At 73.2% G+C, this 20,826-nt stretch carries 10 protein-coding genes; 3 read left to right on the forward strand and 7 right to left on the reverse strand.

Features of this window, described 5'->3' with window-relative positions; translation table 11 throughout:
- Positions 1-388 precede the first annotated feature (388 nt).
- Entirely contained in the window at positions 389-5,371 is a 4,983-nt protein-coding gene (locus tag OG276_RS23120; RefSeq protein ID WP_266908324.1) for an NAD-glutamate dehydrogenase, read from the forward strand.
- A gap of 158 nt (positions 5,372-5,529) precedes the next feature.
- On the opposite strand, the gene OG276_RS23125 is transcribed toward OG276_RS23120, so the two are convergent.
- Together OG276_RS23125 and OG276_RS23130 are read right to left on the reverse strand one after the other, a co-directional pair.
- Positions 5,530-6,312, reverse strand: a complete 783-nt coding sequence (locus OG276_RS23125; RefSeq protein ID WP_266908326.1) for an ABC transporter ATP-binding protein — start codon at positions 6,310-6,312, stop codon at positions 5,530-5,532.
- A complete protein-coding gene (locus tag OG276_RS23130) occupies positions 6,305-7,246 on the reverse strand; it encodes an ABC transporter permease (RefSeq protein WP_266908328.1) in 942 nt (313 codons plus the stop codon). The genes OG276_RS23125 and OG276_RS23130 overlap by 8 nt, the downstream gene beginning before the upstream one ends.
- A 130-nt stretch (positions 7,247-7,376) precedes the next feature.
- Between OG276_RS23130 and OG276_RS23135 the strand changes: the two genes are divergently transcribed.
- Positions 7,377-8,006: a TetR/AcrR family transcriptional regulator gene (locus OG276_RS23135; RefSeq protein WP_266908330.1), complete on the forward strand. Its 630-nt coding sequence runs from the start codon at positions 7,377-7,379 to the stop codon at positions 8,004-8,006.
- Between the two features lie 124 nt (positions 8,007-8,130).
- Here the strand turns inward: OG276_RS23135 and OG276_RS23140 are convergent, their stop codons facing one another.
- From OG276_RS23140 to OG276_RS23160, 5 genes are all read right to left on the reverse strand, one after another.
- Positions 8,131-10,380 (reverse strand): bifunctional glycosyltransferase family 2 protein/CDP-glycerol:glycerophosphate glycerophosphotransferase, encoded by a 2,250-nt coding sequence (locus OG276_RS23140; protein WP_266908332.1) that lies wholly within the window; start codon positions 10,378-10,380, stop codon positions 8,131-8,133.
- Positions 10,381-10,508: 128 nt separating this feature from the next.
- Entirely contained in the window at positions 10,509-11,366 is an 858-nt protein-coding gene (locus tag OG276_RS23145; protein WP_266908334.1) for a carbohydrate ABC transporter permease, read from the reverse strand.
- The gene (locus OG276_RS23150) at positions 11,363-12,628 is read right to left on the reverse strand and encodes a carbohydrate ABC transporter permease (RefSeq protein ID WP_266913044.1); all 1,266 of its coding nucleotides are present in this window, start codon (positions 12,626-12,628) and stop codon (positions 11,363-11,365) included. Before OG276_RS23150 ends, OG276_RS23145 begins: the two co-directional genes overlap by 4 nt.
- A 131-nt stretch (positions 12,629-12,759) precedes the next feature.
- On the reverse strand, positions 12,760-14,184 hold the full coding sequence (locus tag OG276_RS23155) for an ABC transporter substrate-binding protein (protein ID WP_266908336.1): 1,425 nt from the start codon (positions 14,182-14,184) through the stop codon (positions 12,760-12,762).
- Positions 14,185-14,324: 140 nt separating this feature from the next.
- Positions 14,325-18,467: an FHA domain-containing protein gene (locus OG276_RS23160; protein WP_266908338.1), complete on the reverse strand. Its 4,143-nt coding sequence runs from the start codon at positions 18,465-18,467 to the stop codon at positions 14,325-14,327.
- A gap of 517 nt (positions 18,468-18,984) precedes the next feature.
- Here OG276_RS23160 and OG276_RS23165 point away from each other — a divergent pair.
- The gene (locus OG276_RS23165) at positions 18,985-20,781 is read left to right on the forward strand and encodes a serine/threonine-protein kinase (protein WP_266908340.1); all 1,797 of its coding nucleotides are present in this window, start codon (positions 18,985-18,987) and stop codon (positions 20,779-20,781) included.
- Positions 20,782-20,826: the final 45 nt, after the last annotated feature.

Raw genomic sequence — 20,826 nt, forward strand, 5'->3', positions numbered from 1 at the left:
CCATGAGCGGAGAGCGACCGCGCACCGGCCTGGCACGCACGGCCGGGCGAGACCCTGTCCAGAGTGTCAAAGTTACCCCCCCTCTTTTGTACACATACAGCTCATGACGAGCCGGGGGTGGAGCGAGATAGCCTGGTACCCGTGATCAGCGCGATAGTTCTCGGAGGCACCGAAGCCTCCGCCCGGCGCCCGGCGCACCACCGTGCCCGGGCCCTCGCTGATCCCCGCCCCCGGGACATCCTGCCGATCATGGCCGATTTCCTCCCGGTGGGCTCTCTCGACGGCATAGCGTCGATCCCGAACGGACACCGACATCCCGCCTCGCGGTGCTATGCCATTCCTTCCTTCACCTACGTCACGCAATGGCGCGCGACAGGAGCCAGAGGACATGCAGACCAAGCTGGACGAAGCAAAGGCCGAGCTGCTCGCGCGGGCGGCACGGGTAGCTGAGAACAGCCCGGCCGGGGGGCTACTTCCGACTGGGTCCGAGCAGGGGGAGCGTCCCGACCGGGACACGACTCTCGCCTACCTCCAGCGCTACTACCTGCACACCGCCCCGGAGGACCTGCTCGACCGGGACCCGGTCGACGTGTTCGGGGGCGCGCTCTCGCACTACCGGCTCGCGGCGAACCGTCCGCAGGGCACGGCGAACGTGCGGGTGCACACGCCCACGGTGGAGGAGAACGGCTGGACCTCCAGCCACTCCGTCGTCGAGGTGGTCACCGACGACATGCCGTTCCTCGTGGACTCCGTGACGAACGAGCTGTCCCGCCACGGGCGCGGCATCCACGTCGTGATCCACCCGCAGGTCGTCGTCCGCCGCGACATCGCCGGCAAGCTGATCGAGATCCTCGGCCCCGACTGCGACGCGCACGGTCCCCGCACCGCGCGCCCCCACGACTCCCTCGTCGAGTCCTGGATCCACGTCGAGATCGACCGCGAGACCGACAAGGCCGACCTCAAGCAGATCACCGCCGATCTGCAGCGCGTCCTGTCCGACGTACGCGAGTCCGTCGAGGACTGGGAGAAGATGCGCGACGCGGCGCTGCGCATCGCGCAGGAGCTCCCCGAGGAGCCCACCGCCCCGGACCTGCGCGAGTACGAGCTGGAAGAGGCCCGTGAGCTGCTGCGCTGGCTCGCCGACGACCACTTCACCTTCCTCGGCTACCGCGAGTACAACCTCGTCGACGGCGACGCCCTGGCCGCCGTGCCCGGCACCGGCCTCGGCATCCTGCGCTCCGACCCGCTGCACCACGGCCAGGACGAGGCGCACCCCGTCTCGCCGTCCTTCAACCGGCTGCCGGCCGACGCCCGCGCCAAGGCCCGCGAGCACCGCCTGCTGGTGCTGACCAAGGCCAACAGCCGCTCCACCGTGCACCGGCCCTCCTACCTCGACTACGTCGGCGTGAAGAAGTTCGACGCCGACGGCAACGTCGTCGGCGAGCGCCGCTTCCTCGGCCTGTTCTCCTCCGCCGCCTACACCGAGTCGGTGCGCCGGGTCCCGGTCATCCGCCGCAAGGTCGCCGAGGTCCTCGAAGGCGCCGGCTTCGCCCCGTCCAGCCACGACGGCCGCGACCTGCTCCAGATCCTGGAGACCTACCCGCGCGACGAGCTGTTCCAGACCCCGGTCGACCAGCTCCAGGCCATCGCCACCTCCGTCCTGTACCTCCAGGAGCGCCGCCGGCTGCGGCTGTACCTGCGCCAGGACGAGTACGGGCGCTACTACTCCGCGCTGGTCTACCTGCCGCGCGACCGCTACACCACCGGCGTGCGGCTGCGGCTGATCGCGATCCTGCAGGAGGAGCTCGACGGCATCAGCGTCGACTTCACCGCCTGGAACACCGAGTCGATCCTCTCCCGCATCCACTTCGTCGTCCGCGTCCCGCAGGGCACCGAGCTGCCCGTGCTGACCGACGCCGACGTCGAGCGGATCGAGGGCCGCCTGGTCGAGGCCGCCCGTTCTTGGGCCGACGGCTTCGGCGAGGCGCTCGTCGCGGAGCTGGGCGAGGAGCGCGCCGCCGAGCTGCTGCGCAAGTACGCGAACTCCTTCCCCGAGGGCTACAAGGCCGACCACTCGCCGCGCTCGGCCGTGGCCGACCTGTGCCACCTGGAGCGGCTGTCCGCGAGCGACCGCGAGTTCGCGCTGTCGCTGTACGAGCCGGTCGGCGCGGGCCCCGGCGAACGCCGGTTCAAGATCTACCGCACGGGCGAGCAGGTCTCGCTCTCCGCGGTCCTGCCGGTCCTGCAGCGCCTGGGCGTCGAGGTCACCGACGAGCGGCCGTACGAGCTGCGCTGCACCGACCGCACCAACGCGTGGATCTACGACTTCGGTCTGCGGATGCCGCTTCCGAGCGGCAACGGGGACCCCGCCGGGAGCTCCAACTACCTCGGCGACGACGCCCGCGAGCGGTTCCAGGACGCCTTCTCCGCGGTCTGGCAGGGCGACGCCGAGAACGACAACTTCAACACCCTGGTGCTCGGCGCCGGACTGACCTGGCGACAGGCCGTGGTCCTGCGCGCGTACGCCAAGTACCTGCGCCAGGCCGGTGCCACCTTCAGCCAGGACTACATGGAGGACACCCTCCGCAACAACGTCCACACCACCCGGCTGCTGGTCTCCCTCTTCGAGGCCCGGATGTCGCCCGGCCGCCAGTCCGCGGGCACCGAGCTCGTCGACGCGATGCTGGAGGAGCTGGACGGGGCCCTGGACCAGGTCGCCTCGCTGGACGAGGACCGGATCCTGCGCTCCTTCCTCACCCTCATCAAGGCGACGCTGCGCACGAACTTCTTCCAGCTCAACTCCGCGGGCGAGCAGCACTCGTACGTGTCGATGAAGTTCGACCCGCAGGCCATCCCCGACCTGCCGGCGCCGCGCCCGGCCTTCGAGATCTGGGTGTACTCCCCGCGCGTCGAGGGCGTCCACCTGCGCTTCGGCAAGGTCGCCCGAGGCGGCCTGCGCTGGTCCGACCGCCGCGAGGACTTCCGTACGGAGATCCTCGGCCTGGTCAAGGCGCAGATGGTCAAGAACACCGTCATCGTGCCCGTCGGCGCCAAGGGCGGCTTCGTCGCCAAGAACCTCCCCGACCCGTCGGTGGACCGCGACGCCTGGCTCGCCGAGGGCATCGCCTCGTACAAGATCTTCATCTCGGCGCTGCTCGACATCACCGACAACCTCGTCGGTGGCGAGGTCCTGCACCCCAAGGGCGTGGTCCGCCACGACGAGGACGACACCTACCTCGTCGTCGCCGCCGACAAGGGCACCGCGACCTTCTCCGACATCGCCAACGGGGTGGCCGAGTCCTACGGGTTCTGGCTGGGCGACGCCTTCGCCTCCGGCGGCTCGGCCGGCTACGACCACAAGGGCATGGGCATCACCGCCCGCGGCGCCTGGGAGTCCGTCAAGCGGCACTTCCGCGAGCTCGGGCACGACACCCAGACGCAGGACTTCACGGTCGTCGGCGTCGGCGACATGTCCGGCGACGTCTTCGGCAACGGCATGCTGCTCTCCGAGCACATCCGCCTGGTCGCGGCCTTCGACCACCGGCACATCTTCATCGACCCGAACCCGGATGCGGCGACGTCCTACGCCGAGCGCCGGCGCCTCTTCGACCTGCCGCGCTCCTCGTGGGCGGACTACGACAGCTCCCTGCTGTCGGCCGGTGGCGGGATCCACCCGCGCAGCGCGAAGGCCATCCCGGTCAACGCGCAGGTCCGCGAAGCCCTCGGCATCGAGGCCGGCGTCACCAAGATGACCCCGGCCGACCTGATGAAGGCGATCCTCCAGTCCCCGGTGGACCTGCTGTGGAACGGCGGCATCGGTACGTACGTCAAGGCGACGGCCGAGACGCACGCCGACGTCGGCGACAAGGCCAACGACGCCATCCGCGTCAACGGCTCCGACGTGCGCGCCAAGGTCATCGGCGAGGGCGGCAACCTGGGCCTGACCCAGCTCGGCCGCATCGAGTTCGCGCGCAGCGGCGCCGGCGGCGAGGGCGGCAAGGTCAACACCGACGCCATCGACAACAGCGCGGGCGTGGACACCTCCGACCACGAGGTGAACATCAAGATCCTGCTGAACTCGGTGGTCGCCGACGGGGACCTGACCGTCAAGCAGCGCAACAAGTTCCTCGCCGAGATGACCGACGAGGTCGGCCGGCTGGTGCTGCGCAACAACTACGCCCAGAACGTGGCGCTGGCCAACGGCGCCGCCCAGGCCCCCAGCCTGCTCCACGCCCAGCAGCGCTTCATGCGCCGCCTGGGCCGTGACGGCCTGCTGGACCGCGCCCTGGAGTTCCTGCCCAACGACCGGCAGCTGCGCGAACTGCTGAACAACGCCAAGGGCCTGACCCAGCCGGAGCTGGCCGTCCTGTTCGCCTACACCAAGATCACGGTGGCGGACGAGCTCATCCACACCGAGCTGCCGGACGACCCGTACCTCGACCGCCTGCTGCACGCCTACTTCCCGGGCGCGCTGCTCGCGAAGTTCCCCGAGCAGGTCGACGGGCACGCGCTGCGCCGCGAGATCATCACCACGGTGCTGGTCAACGACACCGTCAACAGCGGTGGCTCGACCTTCCTGCACCGCCTGCGCGAGGAGACCGGAGCCTCCCTGGAGGAGATCGTCCGGGCGCAGCTCGCGGCCCGCGAGATCTTCGGCCTGGCCGAGGTGTGGGACAGGGTCGAGGCCCTCGACAACGAGGTCGCCGCCGACGTCCAGACCCGGATCCGGCTGCACTCGCGGCGCCTGGTCGAGCGCGGTACGCGCTGGCTGCTGAACAACCGGCCGCAGCCGCTCCAGATCACCGAGACCATCGAGCTCTTCGCCGAGCGGGTGGAGCGGGTCTGGTCGGACGTGCCGAAGCTGGTGCGCGGCGCGGACCTGGAGTGGTACGAGGCCGTCATGGCCGAGCTGATCGGCGAGGGCGTGCCGGAGGAGCTGGCGGCCAAGGTGGCCGGGTTCTCGTCCGCCTTCCCGACGCTGGACATCGTCGCGATCGCCGACCGTACGGGCGTCGAGCCGCTGGCCGTCGCCGAGGTGTACTACGACCTCGCCGACCGGCTCGACATCACCCAGCTGATGGACCGGATCATCGAACTGCCGCGGGCCGACCGCTGGCAGTCGATGGCCCGCGCGTCCATCCGCGAGGACCTGTTCTCCGCGCATGCGGCGCTGACCGCGGACGTGCTGGCGGTCGGGAACGGGACCTCGACTCCCGAGGAGCGCTTCAAGGCGTGGGAGGAGAAGAACGCGGCGATCATCGGGCGGGCGCGGACGACTCTGGACGAGATCCAGGGGTCGGACGACTTCGATCTGGCGAATCTGTCCGTCGCCATGCGGACGATGCGCTCGCTGCTTCGGTCGCACGCGTAGCCCTGCGGGCGGCGGTACTCGAACGGGCCGGGCCCGGGACCCTCTGGGGGGTTCCGGGCCCGGCCCGTTCGTGGTGTGGTCGGTCGTGTGCGGGTGCGGCGCCGTTGGAGTGGTCCTGGAGGGGCTGGATTCGGCCGGCCCGGTGGGGCTGGAGTGGGTCAGCGCTTGTTGGTGAACTCTTCGTATGCGTCGCAGACCTCTTCTGAGGGGCCGTCCATGCGGAGGACGCCTGATTCGAGCCAGATCGCGCGGTCGCAGGTTTCGCGGACCGTGCCGATGCCGTGGCTGACGAGGAAGACGGTGCCTGCCCGTTCGCGGAGTTCCTCGATGCGGGCCTTGCTGCGGCGCTGGAAGGCGGCGTCGCCGGTGGCCAGGGCTTCGTCGATCATCAGGACGTCGTGGTCCTTGGCGGCGGCGATGGAGAAGCGCAGCCGGGCGCCCATGCCCGAGGAGTAGGTGCGCATGGGCATGGAGATGAAGTCGCCCTTCTCGTTGATGCCGGAGAAGTCGACGATCTCCTCGTAGCGCTCGCGGATCTGCCGCTTGGACATCCCCATGGCGAGGCCGCCGAGGACCACGTTGCGTTCGCCGGTCAGGTCGTTCATCAGGGCCGCGTTCACGCCGAGCAGGGACGGCTGGCCGTGCGAGAAGATCCGGCCGCGCGCGACCGGCTGGAGGCCCGCGATGGCGGACAGCAGGGTGGACTTGCCGGAGCCGTTGGTGCCGATCAGGCCGATGGCCTCGCCCTTGTAGGCGGTGAAGCTGACGCCCTTGACGGCGTGCACCTCGCGGATGCCGGTGGCGGGCTTGCGGGAGAAGATCCGGCTGAGGGCCGCGGTCGCGCCGCCCTTGCGGCCGCCCGATCCCTGCACCTTGTAGATCACGTGGACGTCGTCGGCGATGACGGTCGGGGTCCGGGTCTCGGTTGCGGTGTCAGCCACGGCCGTACTCCTCCTCTGCCTTCCAGAAGAAAACGAACCCGCCGACGCCGGCGAACAGGGCCCAGCCCAGGGCGACCGGCCAGACGTGGGGCGGGAGCTGGTGCGCCGTGTACGAGTCGATGAGCGCGAAGCGCATCAGGTCGATGTAGACGGCGGCGGGGTTGAGCTTGAGGGCCATCGAGACCCACTGCGGCAGGTTGTCCGTCTTGAGCATCTGGTCGATCGACCACATGACGCCCGAGGCGTACATCCAGGTCCGCAGGACGAACGGCATCAGCTGGCTGACGTCGGGGCTCTTCGCTCCGACCCGCGCCATGACCATGGCGCAGCCGGCGCAGAAGACGGCCATGAGGAGCAGGGCGGGGAGGGCGAGCAGCCAGCTCGGGGCGGGGGTCTGGCCGAAGACGAGCAGCAGGATGACCAGCGCGCCCATGGTGATCAGCAGTTGCTGGAAGAGCTGGACGACGGTGGACAGCGGCAGCGAGGCGCGCGGGAAGTGCAGGGCGCGGACCAGGCCGAGGTTGGACTGGACGGCGCGGGTGGAGGCGTTGATGCAGCTTCCGATGAAGTCCCAGACGAAGACGCCCGTGATCAGGAACACGATGTAGTCCGGCACGCTGTGCTGGGCGTGCATCACGATGCCGAAGATGAAGTAGTAGACGGCCGCGTTGAGCAGCGGCGTCATCAGGTGCCAGACCTGGCCGAGGCTGGCCTGGCTGTACTGGGCGTGCATCCGGGCGGTGGCGTACGCGGTCACGAAGTGGCGCCGGCCCCAGAGCTGAGCGATGTAGCGGGGGAGGGTGGGGCGGGCTCCGCTGAGGGTCAGATCGTGGGCCGCCGCCAGCTCGGCGATCGGGTCCGGGGTCTTGCCTGCGGCCCTGACCTGGGGATTCGCCGGGGCGGGGGCCGGGGGTGGTGCGGTGGTCGCAGTCACGTGGGTCGCTTTCGACGGGGGCGGGGCGTCGGCGCTTTCGATGGGACGGGTCCGTATCGTCGCTACGGCGAGGTTAGGTCGTTCAACGTCGGAACGCAACCGTATCGTCGTCGCGGGATATGCTCTGCTCATGACTTCTGAGCCTGCCGCCGCCGCCCCTGCCCCCACCGCCCGAAGAGCTCCCGCGGGGGCCGCCGTTCTCCGCGAGGACGTGACCGAGGCGATCCGGGCGGCCGTCGTGGAGGAGCTGGCCACCGTCGGCTTCGCGCGGATGTCGATCGAGGGCATCGCGCGGCGCGCGGGCGTGGGGAAGACGGCCGTGTACCGCCGGTGGAAGTCGAAGCTGCACCTGGTGCTGGACCTGGTGGGAGCCTTCGCGACGGAGGGCCTGCCGGTGCCGTCGACGGGGTCGCTCTACGGGGACGTACGGGCGCTGCTGGAGGTGATGACGCACGTGCTGCGGCATCCGGTGGCCTCGGCGGTGATTCCCGACCTGCTGGTCGAGGCCGCGCGGAATCCGGAGATCGCGGATGCGGTGCGGGGGGCTTTGCTGGAGGGGCAGCGGCGGATGGCGGAGGGGATCATCTCGGAGGCGGTGTCCCGGGGGGAGCTGCCGGTGGGGGTGGATGCGGGGAGGGCGCTCGATCTGGTGATCGGGCCGTTGTACTGGCGGCAGGTGGTCGTGCGGGACGCTGTCCCGGGGGGATATCTGGACGACCTCGCGCGGTCGGTGGTCGCCGGGCTGACGGCCACGCCCTAGGGGCTGCCGCTGCGCGGGGCGGAGTCCCCTACCCGCCCTTCGACCGTTCCCCGGGGCTGCGCCCCGGACCCCCTGGGGCTCCGCCCCAGGCCCCGGTCCTCAAACGCCGGACGGCTGGAAAGACCTACGGCCAGCGGGACGTCGTCAGGTGGGCCAGGGTGGGTTCCGGGGTGGCGGAGGGGGCTGCTGGGGTGGGGCGGCGGTCTTCCAGGGGGGTGATGGGGGCGGTCGGCTGGCTCAGGAAGACGCGGCGGACCACGCGCTCCGCCGCCTGGCCGTCGTCGTGCGTGCAGAACCGGGTCCGGAAGGACGCGCGGAGCTGAGCGGAGCGGGAGCCCTGCCAGTGGCCCGTCGAGAAGATGTCCACCAGCTCGTCCTCGGTGCGGGCGATCGCCCCCGGGGGGAAGGCCCGCAGGTCGAAGTACGTGCCGCGGGAGGCCTCGTACGCCTCCCAGTCGTCCGCGTGGATGACGATCGGGCGGTCCAGGGACGCGTAGTCGAACATCAGGGACGAGTAGTCCGTCACCAACGCGTCCGAGGCCAGGCAGAGTTCCTCGACGGAGGGGTGGGAGGAGACGTCGAGCAGGCGGGGGTGCGGCTCGGGGGAAGGTGAGCCCGCGTAGGTGAGGTGGGTGCGGGTCAGGATCGTGTAGCGCGGGCCCAGGTCGCGCAGGATCCGGTCGAAGTCCGGGTGGGCGGGGCGGCTGCGGCGGTAGTCGCGGTGGGTCGGCGCGTACAGGATCGCCGTGGAGCCCGGCGGGATGCCGAGGCGTTCGCGCAGTTCCAGGACGTCGGCCTGGGTGGCCCGGTGGAACACGTCGTTGCGGGGGTAGCCGTATTCGAGCGTCGTGTACGAGGAGGGGACCGCCTTCTCCCAGACGAGCGTGGAGTGGCGGTTCGAGGAGAGCAGGTAGTCCCACTGGTCCGCGCCGCGCAGCAGGCCCGCGAAGTCCGGTGTGGGGGTGGCCGCCGGGCGGTCCTGGAGGTCGAGGCCGACCCGCTTGAGCGGGGTGCCGTGCTGCGTCTGGACGAGGATCTGTCCGGGACGCTTGACCAGGCCGCGGTCGAAGTTGACGTTCGTGACGAGGTAGGTGGCGCGGGCCAGGGCCGCCCAGTACGCCGCCGAGCCCGGGCGCAGGGGGGTCGTGTCGCGGGGCAGGGTCGAGGCGTGCGCCGGGTCGCAGATCCAGGCCGTCCTCATGCGCGGGGCGAGTTCGCGCAGCTTGGCCTCGATCGCCGCGGGGTTGCAGGCGTAACCGCCGTGCCAGTACGCGGAGAAGACCGCCAGCTCCGGCCGGAGCGGGAGCAGGCGCTGCGCGCGGTAGTGCAGGCGCAGGGCTGTTTCGCGCAGGCCCCGGCCGAGGGTGACCCCGGTGCGGCCCGCCGCGAGCGAGCCCGAGCGGAGCAGGGACAGGACGCGGTACGCGCGTCGCGTGCCCAGCCGCATCAGGAGGTGGCGGGTGCGGTCCGTGCGGCTCAGGGACAGCGGCCGGGGGCCCGGCACCCGGTAGCGGCGCAGCAGGGCCGAGGCCCGGGCGAAGAACTCGGCCCGGGCGGCGCGCGGGAGCCGGCGCGGGTCCGCGTACAGGGCGCAGAAGTGCTCGGCCATCCGCCGGTGCACGGCGGGCCGCCAGCGCTCCAGCTCGGGGCGGGTGGCGAGGTAGCCGAAGACCCGGTCGTACTGGTCGAAGACGTCCAGGTGGCGGCGGGTGGACGTGGTCAGGATCGAGCCCGTGCGGCGCTGGCGGTAGTGCACGCAGACCCGGTCCAGGACCGCCACGGACTCCGCCGCCAGGAGCGCCGGATAGGTCCAGGGGGTGTCCTCGTAGAAGCCGGGCGGGAAGGAGAGGCCCTCGCGCTCCACGTATTCGCGGCGGTAGGTCTTGTTCCACACGACCATCAGCATGCCGAGGAGGGCGGGGCGGTCGGCGAGGCGGAAACTGGCCGGGCCCTCCTCGGAGAGGCGGTGGGACTGGCTGTTGCGGACCAGCTCGCCGGTCCAGTAGGTCCGCGCGTAGTCGTAGACGAGGACGTCCGGGGAGCCGGTGGCCTTCAGCCGGTCGGTGATGGCCTGCAGGGCGTCCGGGGCCAGGGTGTCGTCGCCGTCGAGGAAGACCAGGTAGTCGCCGGTGGCCCGGGACAGGCCCGCGTTGCGGGCCGGCCCCAGGCCGAGGTTGTGCGCCAGGTGCACGGCGGTGACCCGGGGGTCGCGGGCCGCGTAGTCGTCGATGATCGAACCGCAGGCGTCCGGGGAGGCGTCGTCGACCACGATCAGTTCGAGATCCGGGTACGACTGGGTCAGGACCGAGTCCAGACTCTCCTGGAGGTACGCCTGGACCTTGTACGCGGGCACGATGACGCTGAACCGGGGCACGGCACATCCAGGGGTCGGCGCGGGCATATGGCCCAGGAACCCCCGGCGTGGTGATCGGGTTACGCAGGGTGCGGCATTCGGGTTACGGAGCGTCAACCGGGCACGTCAATGCCGTGATCCACACCGCCCTACTTGATCGCTCCCGCCATCACCCCCGAGACGAACTGCCGCTGGAAGGCGAAGAAGACCACGAGCGGCACCACCATCGACAGGAAGGCGCCGGGCGCCAGTACGTCGATGTTGTTCCCGAACTGCCGCACCTGCTGCTGGAGGGCGACCGTGACGGGCGGGTGCGCCGAGTCGGCGAAGACCAGGGCGACCAGCATGTCGTTCCACACCCACAGGAACTGGAAGATGCCGAGCGAGGCGATCGCCGGACCGCCCAGCGGCAGCACCACCCGTGTGAACAGCCGCAGTTCGCCCGCCCCGTCGAGGCGGGCCGCCTCCAGCAGCTCGCGCGGGATCTCCGCGAAGAAGTTGCGCAGCAGGAACACGGCGAACGGCAGCCCGAAGGCGGTGTGGAAGAGGACCACGCCCGCCGTGGTCTCGAACAGGCCGATGGAGCCGAAGAGTTCGGAGACCGGGATCAGAGCCACCTGGACCGGTACGACGAGCAGCGCGACCACGATCAGGAACAGCCAGTCGCGACCCGGGAACTCCAGCCAGGCGAAGGCGTATCCGGCGAACGACCCCAGCACCAGGACGAGCAGGGTCGCCGGGACGGCGATGGCCGCCGTGTCGATCAGCGAGCCCGTGACGGTCTCGTTGGCCAGCAGCCGCTCGTAGTTGCCGGCCGTGAGGCGGGAGGGCGCCGTCAGCGCCTGCCACCAGCCGCCGTCGTTCAGCGCGGTGGGGGAGAGGAAGGAGGAGACCAGCAGCCCGAGCGTGGGCAGCAGCCAGAACAGGCCCGCGAGGACCAGGAAGACGCGCAGCGCCCCGCCGGCCGCCCGGGCGGCGAGGGACCGCGCGGTGGGCAGTGTGCTCATCGGCGGGCCTCCCGGCGCATCCGGCGGATGTTGTAGGCCATGACGGGAGCCACCAGCACCAGCAGCAGCACCGCGATGGCGCTGCCCAGGCCCGGGTCGGCGTCCGTGCCGAAGGAGGTCCGGTACAGCTGGAGCGCCAGGACGTTGGCGTCGTCCTGCACCGCGCCCGGCGCGATCACGAAGACCAGGTCGAAGACCTTCATGACGTTGATGACGAGGGTGACCAGCACGACGGCCAGGACGGGCGCCAGCAGCGGCACCGTGATCCGGCGCAGCACCTGCCACTCGCTCGCCCCGTCCACCCGCGCCGCCTCCAGCAGCTCGCGCGGTACGGCCGCCAGCCCGGCCCCGATCAGCACCATCGCGAACCCGGCCCACATCCACACGTAGGCCCCGATCACCGCCGGGGTCACCAGCGTCGGGCCGAGCCACTCGACGCCCCCGTACGCCTCCCGGAAGTTCGAGGCGGGCAGCCGCAGCAGTGCGCCGTCGGCCGCGGCGGACAGGGTGAAGGTGCCGTCGGCCCGGGTCCTCGCCGAGTCGACCACCCGACCGTCCTTGACCGCCTCGACGCGCAGCCCCGACAGGGCGGACTCGGTGGCGTCGACCGTGTTCGTCGTACCGCCGCCGCCCCGGGTGAAGTCCTGCCAGGCGGTGCCGGTGACCTTCCCGGGGCCGGGGGCTGCCGCCTTCGCCGTGGCGGTGCCCTTGGGCAGGGCCTCGGGGGCGATCCCGACCAGCGGGAGGAGGGCCGCCGCGCCCGCCCGTACCGGATCGCGGGTCACGTACGCACCCCCCTCGGCCGGGACCAGGGGGGAGTCCCGGCCGGGACGGGCCTTGGGGAAGGCGGAGGACTCGGCGAAGGTGTCGTGGACGCCGACCCAGACGGCGTTGGCCACGCCCCGGTCGGGGTCGGCGTCGTAGACGAGCCGGAAGATGATGCCCGCGGCGAGCATCGAGATGGCCATCGGCATGAAGACGATCAGCTTGAAGGCCGTTCCCCAGCGCACCCGTTCGGTCAGCACGGCGAAGAGCAGACCGAGCGCGGTGGCGGTGACCGGCGCCAGCACCACCCAGACCGCCGTGTTCCCCAGCGCGGTGCGGATCGTGTCGTCGCGCAGGATCTCGCCGTAGTTCCCGGCGCCCACGAACTCCTCGCCGGAGCGGTCGAAGAAGCTGCGGTAGAGCGAGTAGCCGATGGGGTGCACGACGAGCGCGCCGAGCAGGACGAGGGAGGGGAGGAGGAACGCCGCGGCGGTCAGCCGGCGGCGCCGGGTCTCCTTGCCCTTCGGGGAGCGGGGGCGGGAGCGGGGGCGGGGGCCGGTCGCGGGGCGCGTGGCCGGGGTGGTGGCGGGGGAGGCCCCGGGGGATCCGGTGGGGGAGGCCACCGGGATCAGTTCCCGTAGGCCTTGGCCGCGTCCGCCTCCAGCCTCGCCTGCGTCCCCGCGACGTCGGCCGGGTTCGCCAGGAAGTCCTGGAGCGCCTTCCACTCGCCCGCGCCCGGGGTTCCGCCGAAGGCCGCCGGGGCCTGGTCCGACATGTCGAAGCGGAAGTTGTCGCCCGCCGCGATCAGGGCCTCGGCGATGCCGCGCTGGATGTCGTTCGGGTACGCGTCCGGTTCGAGCGCCTTGTTCGGGGAGAGGAAGCCGCCCTCACGGGCATGGATCCGCGCCGAGTCCACCGAGGCCAGGAACGTCAGCAGCGCCTGCGCGCCCTTCGAGTCCTTCAGCGCGACCGCCACGTCCCCGCCCGAGACCACCGGCGCCTTGGCACCGACCGCCGGGAACGGGAAGACCAGCGCGTCCGTGCCCACCTTCGCGTCGGTCTGGGCGATGTTGACCGCCACGAAGTCGCCCTCGAAGACCATCGCGGCGGCCGGCCGGTCGCCGCCGGTGAAGGTCTGCGTCACCGACTTCGGGAACTCGGTCGCCAGCGCCCCGCTCTGGCCGCCCGCCAGGAAGTCCTTGCGGCCGAACAGTTCGGCGAGCGAGGTCAGCGCCTGCTTGACGCTGTCGTCCGTCCACTTGATCTGGTGCTTCGCCAACTGGTCGTACTTCTCCGGGCCCGCCTGCGAGAGGTAGACGTTCTCGAACCAGTCGGTCAGGGTCCAGCCGTCGGCCCCGGCCACCGAAACCGCCGGGGTACCGGACGCGGACAGGGTGTCGGCCGCCGTGAGGAGTTCCTTCCAGGTCGCCGGGGGCCGTACGCCCGCCGCCTCGAAGGCCTTCGCGTTGTACCAGATCAGAGACTTGTTGGCGGCCTTGTAGTAGACCCCGTACTGGGTGCCCTCGACCGCGCCGAGCGTCTTCCAGCCGGGCGAGTAGTTCTGGTCGAGCTGGGCCTGCGCGGCCGCTCCCACCGGCTGCGCCCACTTGTTCTTGACCGCCGCGACCAGCGCCCCGACCTGCGGGAGCAGCGCCACGTCCGGCGGGGCGCCGCCCGCGATCTTCGAGCCGAGGAAGGTGACGATCGGGTCCTGCGCCGGGACGAAGGTCACCGTGGCGCCCGTCCGCCGCTCGAACTCCTTCAGGACCTTGACGAAGTTCGCCTGCTCCGCGCCCGTCCAGACGGCGGCGACCTCCAGCTTCTCCCCGTCGAGACGGGGCAGCGCGACGACCGGCCCGCCCTCGGTGGTGGGGCCGTCCGTGCCCTTCGCGGGCTCCTTGCCGTCGCTGCCGCAGGCGCTGAGCGCGAGCGCGCCGACCACGACCAGAGCGGCCCAAGTGCGCCGTCGGGCGTGAGATGTCCGGGGTGTTTGCGGTGTCTGCGGTGTCTGCGATGTATGGGATGTCGTGCGGCTCGTTCCGTGCTTGCGCATGGCGGTGCCCCCGATGCCTCGCTGGCGATGGTGTGTCCCGTGCCACAAGGTCTACGCCGCCCCGCGCACCCCCGCAATACCGCCTCGCGGTGTACGGGGGTGCGTGCAAGACCCCTGGGGGGCTTGGCCGGCGGGCCGGTTCAGGGGGCCGGCGGGAACAGCACCGGCACCGCCGAGACCAGGTGCGAGGCCCGGTCCAGGGCGCTGGCCAGCAGCGCCAGGTCGGTCGGGCCGTTGCCCAGCTCGCGGACCGGGCGGCGGGCCGGCGGATCGCCCATCCGCTCCCACTCCACCGGCACCACCGTCGGCCGCAGCGTCGCCGTCCGGGGGATCCGGCCGGTGACCCGGCCGCCCTGGAAGGGGACCGTGCGCCCGTCGGCGTACCGGAGCACGCCCCGGCCGGGGCCCGGCTGGTCGGGGGCGTCGAGCTCCACGCGCAGGGTCGTCAGCCGGGCCAGCTCGGTGTCGGCCGTTCGGTCCGGGCGGGCACTGGTGGCGATCAGGTGCACCCCGAGGCGGGCTCCCTCGCGGGCCACCGCCTCCAGCGCGCGGACCACCGAACCGGCGGCGGGCCGGCCGGTGCTGCCCAGGCCCGGCGCGACCAGTGCGTCGAAGTCGTCCACGAGCACGACCAGGCGCGGCAGCGGGCTGGGCCCGGCCGCAGGATCGGTACGGGTGGCCGAGGAACGCAGCCGCAGGGTGCCGGAACGCTGGGGTTCTAGGTCGCCGCGCAGCTCGCCGGGGGTGGGCTGGCGGGGCGAGACCATCCGGTCGGAGACCTCGCGCACGGCGTGCCACTCGGAGAACGGCACCCCGTCCAGCAGCTCGGCCCGCCGCTTCAGCTCCGCACCCAGCGCCTGCGCGAACTCCCGCATGCGCAGCGGGTCCGAGGCGATCAGGTGCGCGGAGACGTGCGGCAGCTCCGTACAGGGCAGCAGGCCGTCGCCGCGCTCGCCGCCGGCCCCGTCGAGCAGGACCAGGCCGAGCCGGTCGGGCCGGGCGGCGGCCGACAGGGAGGCCGCCAAGGTACGCAGCAGTTCCGTACGGCCGCTGCCGGCGGGCCCCTCGATCAGTACGTGCGGCCCGTCGGTGACCAGTTCGGCGCCCACCGGCCCGCGCCGGCCGGTGCCGAGGACTATCTCCGCGAGCCCGCCGACGCGCTGCCCCTGATCCGTGGCGGCGGCCCAACGGGCCATCAGGGAGGCCGGGGTGGCCCGGGCCAGCCCCAACTCGTCCAGCAGCCGGGAGGTCTGGGGCAGATTGGCGGCGGCCGGACGGTAACCGCCCTCCACGACCGGGGAGTCGGCCTTCAGGGGGGCCAGGGCACGGGCGAACCGCTCCGCCCAGGCCGCCGATACGGCGTCCGCCGTGGCCGTCGCCCCGGTGGCGGCCGGTCTGCCGCCCGAGACCGCGAAGGTCCGTACGGTCGTGGCCACATCACCGCTCAGCAGGGCCGCGGTCCCGCAGTCGCGGAAGGCGGGGGCGGCCGCGCAGGCGGCCTCGTAGGTCTCGGTGACGGGCGAGGCGGGCGTCGCGGCCGGCGCCTCGGCCAGGGCCAGCACGTGGATCCCGGCGGCCGGCCCGTGCGAGGCCAGCCGGCTGGTGATGTCCCGCAGCGCCCCGGGACCGGGGTCCCCGTCGAGGACCAGGAGGGTGAAGGGGCCGCGGTAGCCGTACGAGGCCTCGCGCACCGCGTCCGGGCCCGCGGTGGCCCAATGGGTGCCGAGGGGGCCGTCGTCGAGCCGCCGGGTCAGCTCCCCGGCGCGGGCGGCCGCCTGATCGCGGTCGTACGCGAGCAGCAGCCGGCAGTCCTGCCCGTGCGCGGGGCGTACGTGGGGCAGCCAGCCGAGCCAGCCCCAGTCGCGGCGGCGTTCGGCGAGCGGTCGGGCCCGGTCGGTGGAGATCAGCACGATCTCCAGACGCTGGCCCGGGGCGTGCAGGGCCGCGAGCCGGGCGATGACGGAGCGGGCCACACCGGTCAGCCGGGCCCGGGGGCCGGCGATCCCGAGCGCGCCGGTCTCGCGGAGCGCGACCTCGCTGCCCGCGCCGAGCGTGACGTCGAGCCCGGCGGGACCGGCCCACAGCCGCGGGGCCGGCCCCAGGGCGGTGAGCAGCAGGGTCGCGGGATCGTCGGAGCCCGGCCGTACGGCGACGACGGCCGCGGTCTCGGTGACCACCTCCACCTCGGCGGCCTCCGCCCCGCGCACCCACTTGCGCGCCCAGGCCCCGATCCCGCGACGCGCCCCACGCCGGGGCTCCGGCCCGCCCTCGGCCGCGCGGACCGGCTCGGACTCCTCCCAGCCGCCCGCCCCGTGATGCTCGACCCCGGTCTGCCGGGCCGCCCCTGCCCCGGCGTGCCCGGACGGCCCGGCGGCCGCGCCCGCGTGCCTTGCTCCGGCGTACGGGCCGGTGGCTCCGGCCGGGTGCGGCTGCCCGGGGGCGCCGGCGCCGTGCGCGGCTCCGCCGTACTGTCCGGGGGCTGCGGCGTCTGGTGCTGCCCCGGCGTGCCGACCGGGGGCACCGGCGTCGTGTGCGGCTCCGCCGCCTGATGCTGCGCCGGCGTGCCCGTCGCGGTGCGCTGCTCCGGCGTGCCGGCCGGGGGCTCCGCCGTCCTGTGCTGCTCCGGCGTGCCCGCCGGGGTAGCCGTCGCGGTGCGCTGCCCCGGTGTGGCGGCCCGGGAGGTCGGCGCCGTGTGCGGTTCCGCCGTCTTGTGCTGCTCCGGCGTGCCGGCCGGGGGCTGCGGCTTGCGTGTACTGGCCCGGGGCTGCGCCCGGGTGCGCCGGTGCGGCGTACTGTCCGGCGGCTCCGCCCTCGTGTGGTGCTCCGCCGTACTGTCCGGCGGCGGGTCGGTCGGGGAGCGAGTGGTGTCCGGCACCCGCGGTGCCGGACCCGGACGCGGGCCTGGCGATCCGGCCTGCGCGCAGGGAGCCGGCGTCGCCGTCCCGGTCGGTCTCCCCGTAGGGCCAGGGGTCCGCGGAAGCGGGGCCGGACGGGCCGCTGCGGCCGCCTCCGGTGTGATGCTCGGTGCTCCGGGCGGCGGGGACCGTTCCGGCGCTGCCGTCCCAGTGCGCCGCGGGCGCGCCGGGGGCGCCGTACCCGGGCCTGACGGGGTCGGGGGCGGAGCCCCCGTTTCGGGAAGGGGCGGGGTGGGGGATCTGCCCCTGTGCCCCCCGGCTCCCGGCGTCGGGGTACGCCCCGGCGCCCCGGGCTCCGCCGGAGGTACCGCCCTCGGGGTACGACCCGCCCGAGGTGCCCGACGCAGCCGCGGGCCAAGCGCCGCCGGAGGCGCCGCCTCCGGTGTGCGACCCCGCCGGGCTGCTGGGCGTAACCCCGGTCCAGGCTCCGCCGGTGGCGCCGCCGTCGGGGTGTGACCCCGCCGGGCTGCCGGGCGTAGCGCCGGTCCAGGCTCCGCCGGTGGCGCCGCCGTCGGGGTGTGACCCCGCCGGGCTGCCGGGCGTAGCGCCGGTCCAGGCTCCGCCGGTGGCGCCGCCGTCGGGGTGTGACCCCGCCGGGCTGCCGGGCGTAGCGCCGGCCCCCGCACCGTCAGGGTCGCCGCCCTCGGGATCGGATCCCGCGAGGGGGACGGAGAGGTGGCCCTCCAGGTCAGGGGTGAGGGGGAGGGGAGCGGGGCCCGGGCCCACGGCCAGGCGGAGGGTGGATTCGCCGACCCGCAGCAGCGCCCCCGGCGCGAGCGCCACCCGCTCGGCGCCGACCACCGCGCCGTCGAGCGTCGTACCGTTCGTCGACCCGAGGTCGGCCACCGCCACCCGCCCGTCGGGCAGCACCGTCACGGTGCAGTGCAGGCGCGATACGTCCGGATCGTCCAGCGGGACGTCCGCGTCGGCCGAGCGCCCGATCCGGATCGCCCCCGGGTGCAGCAGGTGGACCCCGCCGGCGTCCGGCCCGGCCACGACGTGCAGCTGCGGCCCGTCGCCGAGGGCGGTCGCGGCCGCGGTCCCGTCCGTGCGGACGTCGGGGCCGGGCACGTTCAGGGACAGCACCGCCCCGTCCACGAGCGGCGGCTCGCCGAGCGCGCACCGCGCCGGGTCCAGCCGCTCCGTACCGGCGTACAGCACGACCGTGCCCCCGGTGTCGGGTCCGCCGACGGTCGCCGCGAGTCCGGAGGCCACCGCGGACAGCGCGGTGCCGGCGGGCGCGGTGACGAGCACGTCACAGCTCGCCGGCGCGCCTCCTGGGCCGGTCCCCCCGCCGGAGGCGGTCGCGGTGGCGGTCTGGTGGCCGCTGCGCGACCCCGACCCAAGGACGGTCAGCCGGATCTGCATCGCCGTCAGCGGTCCCTTCTGCGCGGTGCGCGGTGTGTGCGCCCGGCAGGGACCCGCGGGAGGGATCACCCGTGCCGTTCGCACGTGGTGCCCGTCCGTCCGCCCCCACCCGGCACGGACGCGTCGTCCGGTCAGGTCTGCCCGGAAGGCGGGGCTCCCGTCCCGGCCGTTCCGTACGGGTGCATCCTCGCACCTGTCGTCCTCAACACGCCCGCCACCCACCGGCAAGTGATCTTGATCGGTCGCGGACCGGCACCGGACCTGCAGGCGGACCGATCGGATACGGACACGAAGGACGGGAAAATCGCCCCCGGCATACGCCACAAACATCACCCTTCGTGCATATGTGCGGCAACCAACCTCCCTCGGCCCGCGTCTTCCCTCGGGACAAGCCCTAGAGTGGGCCGGAAAACCATTTCGCAGATCAAGCGCGGACCAAGCGTCGACCGAGCGTCGGCCAAGCGCGGACCGTGCACGGATCACTCGCCGGAATCGACGACAGCAGGGAGCGCGCGACGTGCGGCCAGTCGGCAGCAAGTACCTGCTCGAGGAGCCGCTCGGGCGCGGCGCCACGGGCACCGTCTGGCGCGCCCGCCAGCGTGAGGCGGCAGGTGCGGAGGCGGCGGTGGCCGGGCACGCCGGCGAGACCGTGGCCATCAAGGTCCTCAAGGAGGAGCTGGCCCAGGACCCGGACATCGTCATGCGCTTCCTGCGCGAGCGCTCCGTCCTGCTGCGCCTGACCCACCCCAACATCGTCCGCACCCGCGACCTCGTCGTCGAGGGCGATCTCCTCGCCCTCGTCATGGACCTCATCGACGGTCCGGACCTGCACCGGTACCTGCGCGAGAACGGCCCCTTCAGCCCGGTCGCCGCGAGCCTGCTCACCGCCCAGATCGCGGACGCGCTCGCCGCCAGCCACGCCGACGGCGTGGTGCACCGGGACCTGAAGCCCGCCAACGTCCTGGTCGACGAGCGCGACGGCCAGATGAAGCCGATGCTCACCGACTTCGGCATCGCGCGCCTGGCCGACTCCCCGGGCCTGACGCGCACGCACGAGTTCGTCGGCACCCCGGCCTACGTCGCCCCCGAGTCCGCCGAGGGCCGCCCGCAGACCTCCGCCGTCGACATCTACGGCGCCGGCATCCTGCTCTACGAGCTCCTCACCGGCCGGCCGCCCTTCGCCGGCGGTACCGCGCTGGAGGTCCTGCACCGCCACCTCAGCGAGGAGCCGCAGCGCCCGCCGAACGTGCCCGAGCCGCTCTGGACGGTCATCGAGCGCTGCATGCGCAAGGAGCCCTACGAGCGCCCGAGCGCGGAGACCCTGGCGCGCGGCCTGCGCGTGGTCGCCTCCGGCATCGGCGTGCACTCCACGGCCGCCGAGGTCGAGGCCGCCCTCGGCGTCGGCGCGCTGCTCGCCCCCGACCCCTCGCCCGCGCCGGTGCCCGAGACCCCGGGCGCCGCGGACGCCACGCAGATGCTGCCCGGCGGCTCCGCGGGGGCCTCCCCGATGGGCGCCTACGACCCCAACGCCATGACCAGCGTGATGCCGCCGGTCGGCGCGGCCGACGCCACGTCGGTGCTCCCGAGCACGGGGGCGCCCGGCGCCGACCCGACCTCCGTGATGCCGCCCGTGCAGCGGCCGGACTCCCCGCACCCGTGGCAGTCGCAGATGCGGGCCGCCCGCGACCGCAACGAGCAGACGCAGATGCAGTACCTGGACCCGAGCGAGGACCCCCTGCGCCGCCGGCCGCAGCGCCAGGGCCCGCCGCCGCAGCAGCAGCACCAGCAGCCCCAGCGGCCCCAGCAGCAGCCGCAGCGACCGCAGCAGCCTCCGCAGCAGCAGCAGCCGTACCGACAGGCCCCGCCGCCGCAGCAGTACCAGCAGCCCCAGCAGTACCAGCAGCAGCAGTACGCGCCGCAGCCCCCGCCGCAGCACTACCAGCCGCAGCAGCAGCACCCCCAGCAGTACCAGCAGCCGCAGCAGCAGCCTCAGTACCGCCAGCCTCAGCCGCCGCCCCAGCAGCAGCCCCCTCAGGGTCCGCCGCCGGGCCGCCAGCCGGAGCGCAGGGAGCCCCGCGAGCCGCGCCGCAGTGCGAATCCGGTGAAGATTCCGGGACTGGGCTGCCTCAAGGGCTGCCTGGTGATGATCCTGGTGCTCTTCGTGGCGGGCTGGCTGGTCTGGGAGTTGACCCCGCTCCAGGAGTGGGTCGGTACCGGCCGCGGCTGGTGGGACCAGGTGTGGACCTGGGGCTCGGACGCCGTGGACTGGGTGAGCACGATCGGCGAGGCCACGGGAGGCGGCACGAGCCGCTGATCCGGCCTTCGAATTGGCCCGAATCAGCTCGCGTAGCGGCGACTT

It is taken from the genome of Streptomyces sp. NBC_00086 (genome assembly GCF_026343255.1).
GTDB lineage: Bacteria > Actinomycetota > Actinomycetes > Streptomycetales > Streptomycetaceae > Streptomyces.

Coding starts and splice junctions, on each gene's coding strand:
- OG276_RS23135 (WP_266908330.1), top strand. CDS start 7,377: ATGACTTCTGAGCCTGCCGCCGCCGCCCCTGCCCCCACCGCCCGAAGA.
- OG276_RS23155 (WP_266908336.1), bottom strand. CDS start 14,184: ATGCGCAAGCACGGAACGAGCCGCACGACATCCCATACATCGCAGACA.
- OG276_RS23145 (WP_266908334.1), bottom strand. CDS start 11,366: ATGAGCACACTGCCCACCGCGCGGTCCCTCGCCGCCCGGGCGGCCGGC.
- OG276_RS23120 (WP_266908324.1), top strand. CDS start 389: ATGCAGACCAAGCTGGACGAAGCAAAGGCCGAGCTGCTCGCGCGGGCG.
- OG276_RS23160 (WP_266908338.1), bottom strand. CDS start 18,467: ATGCAGATCCGGCTGACCGTCCTTGGGTCGGGGTCGCGCAGCGGCCAC.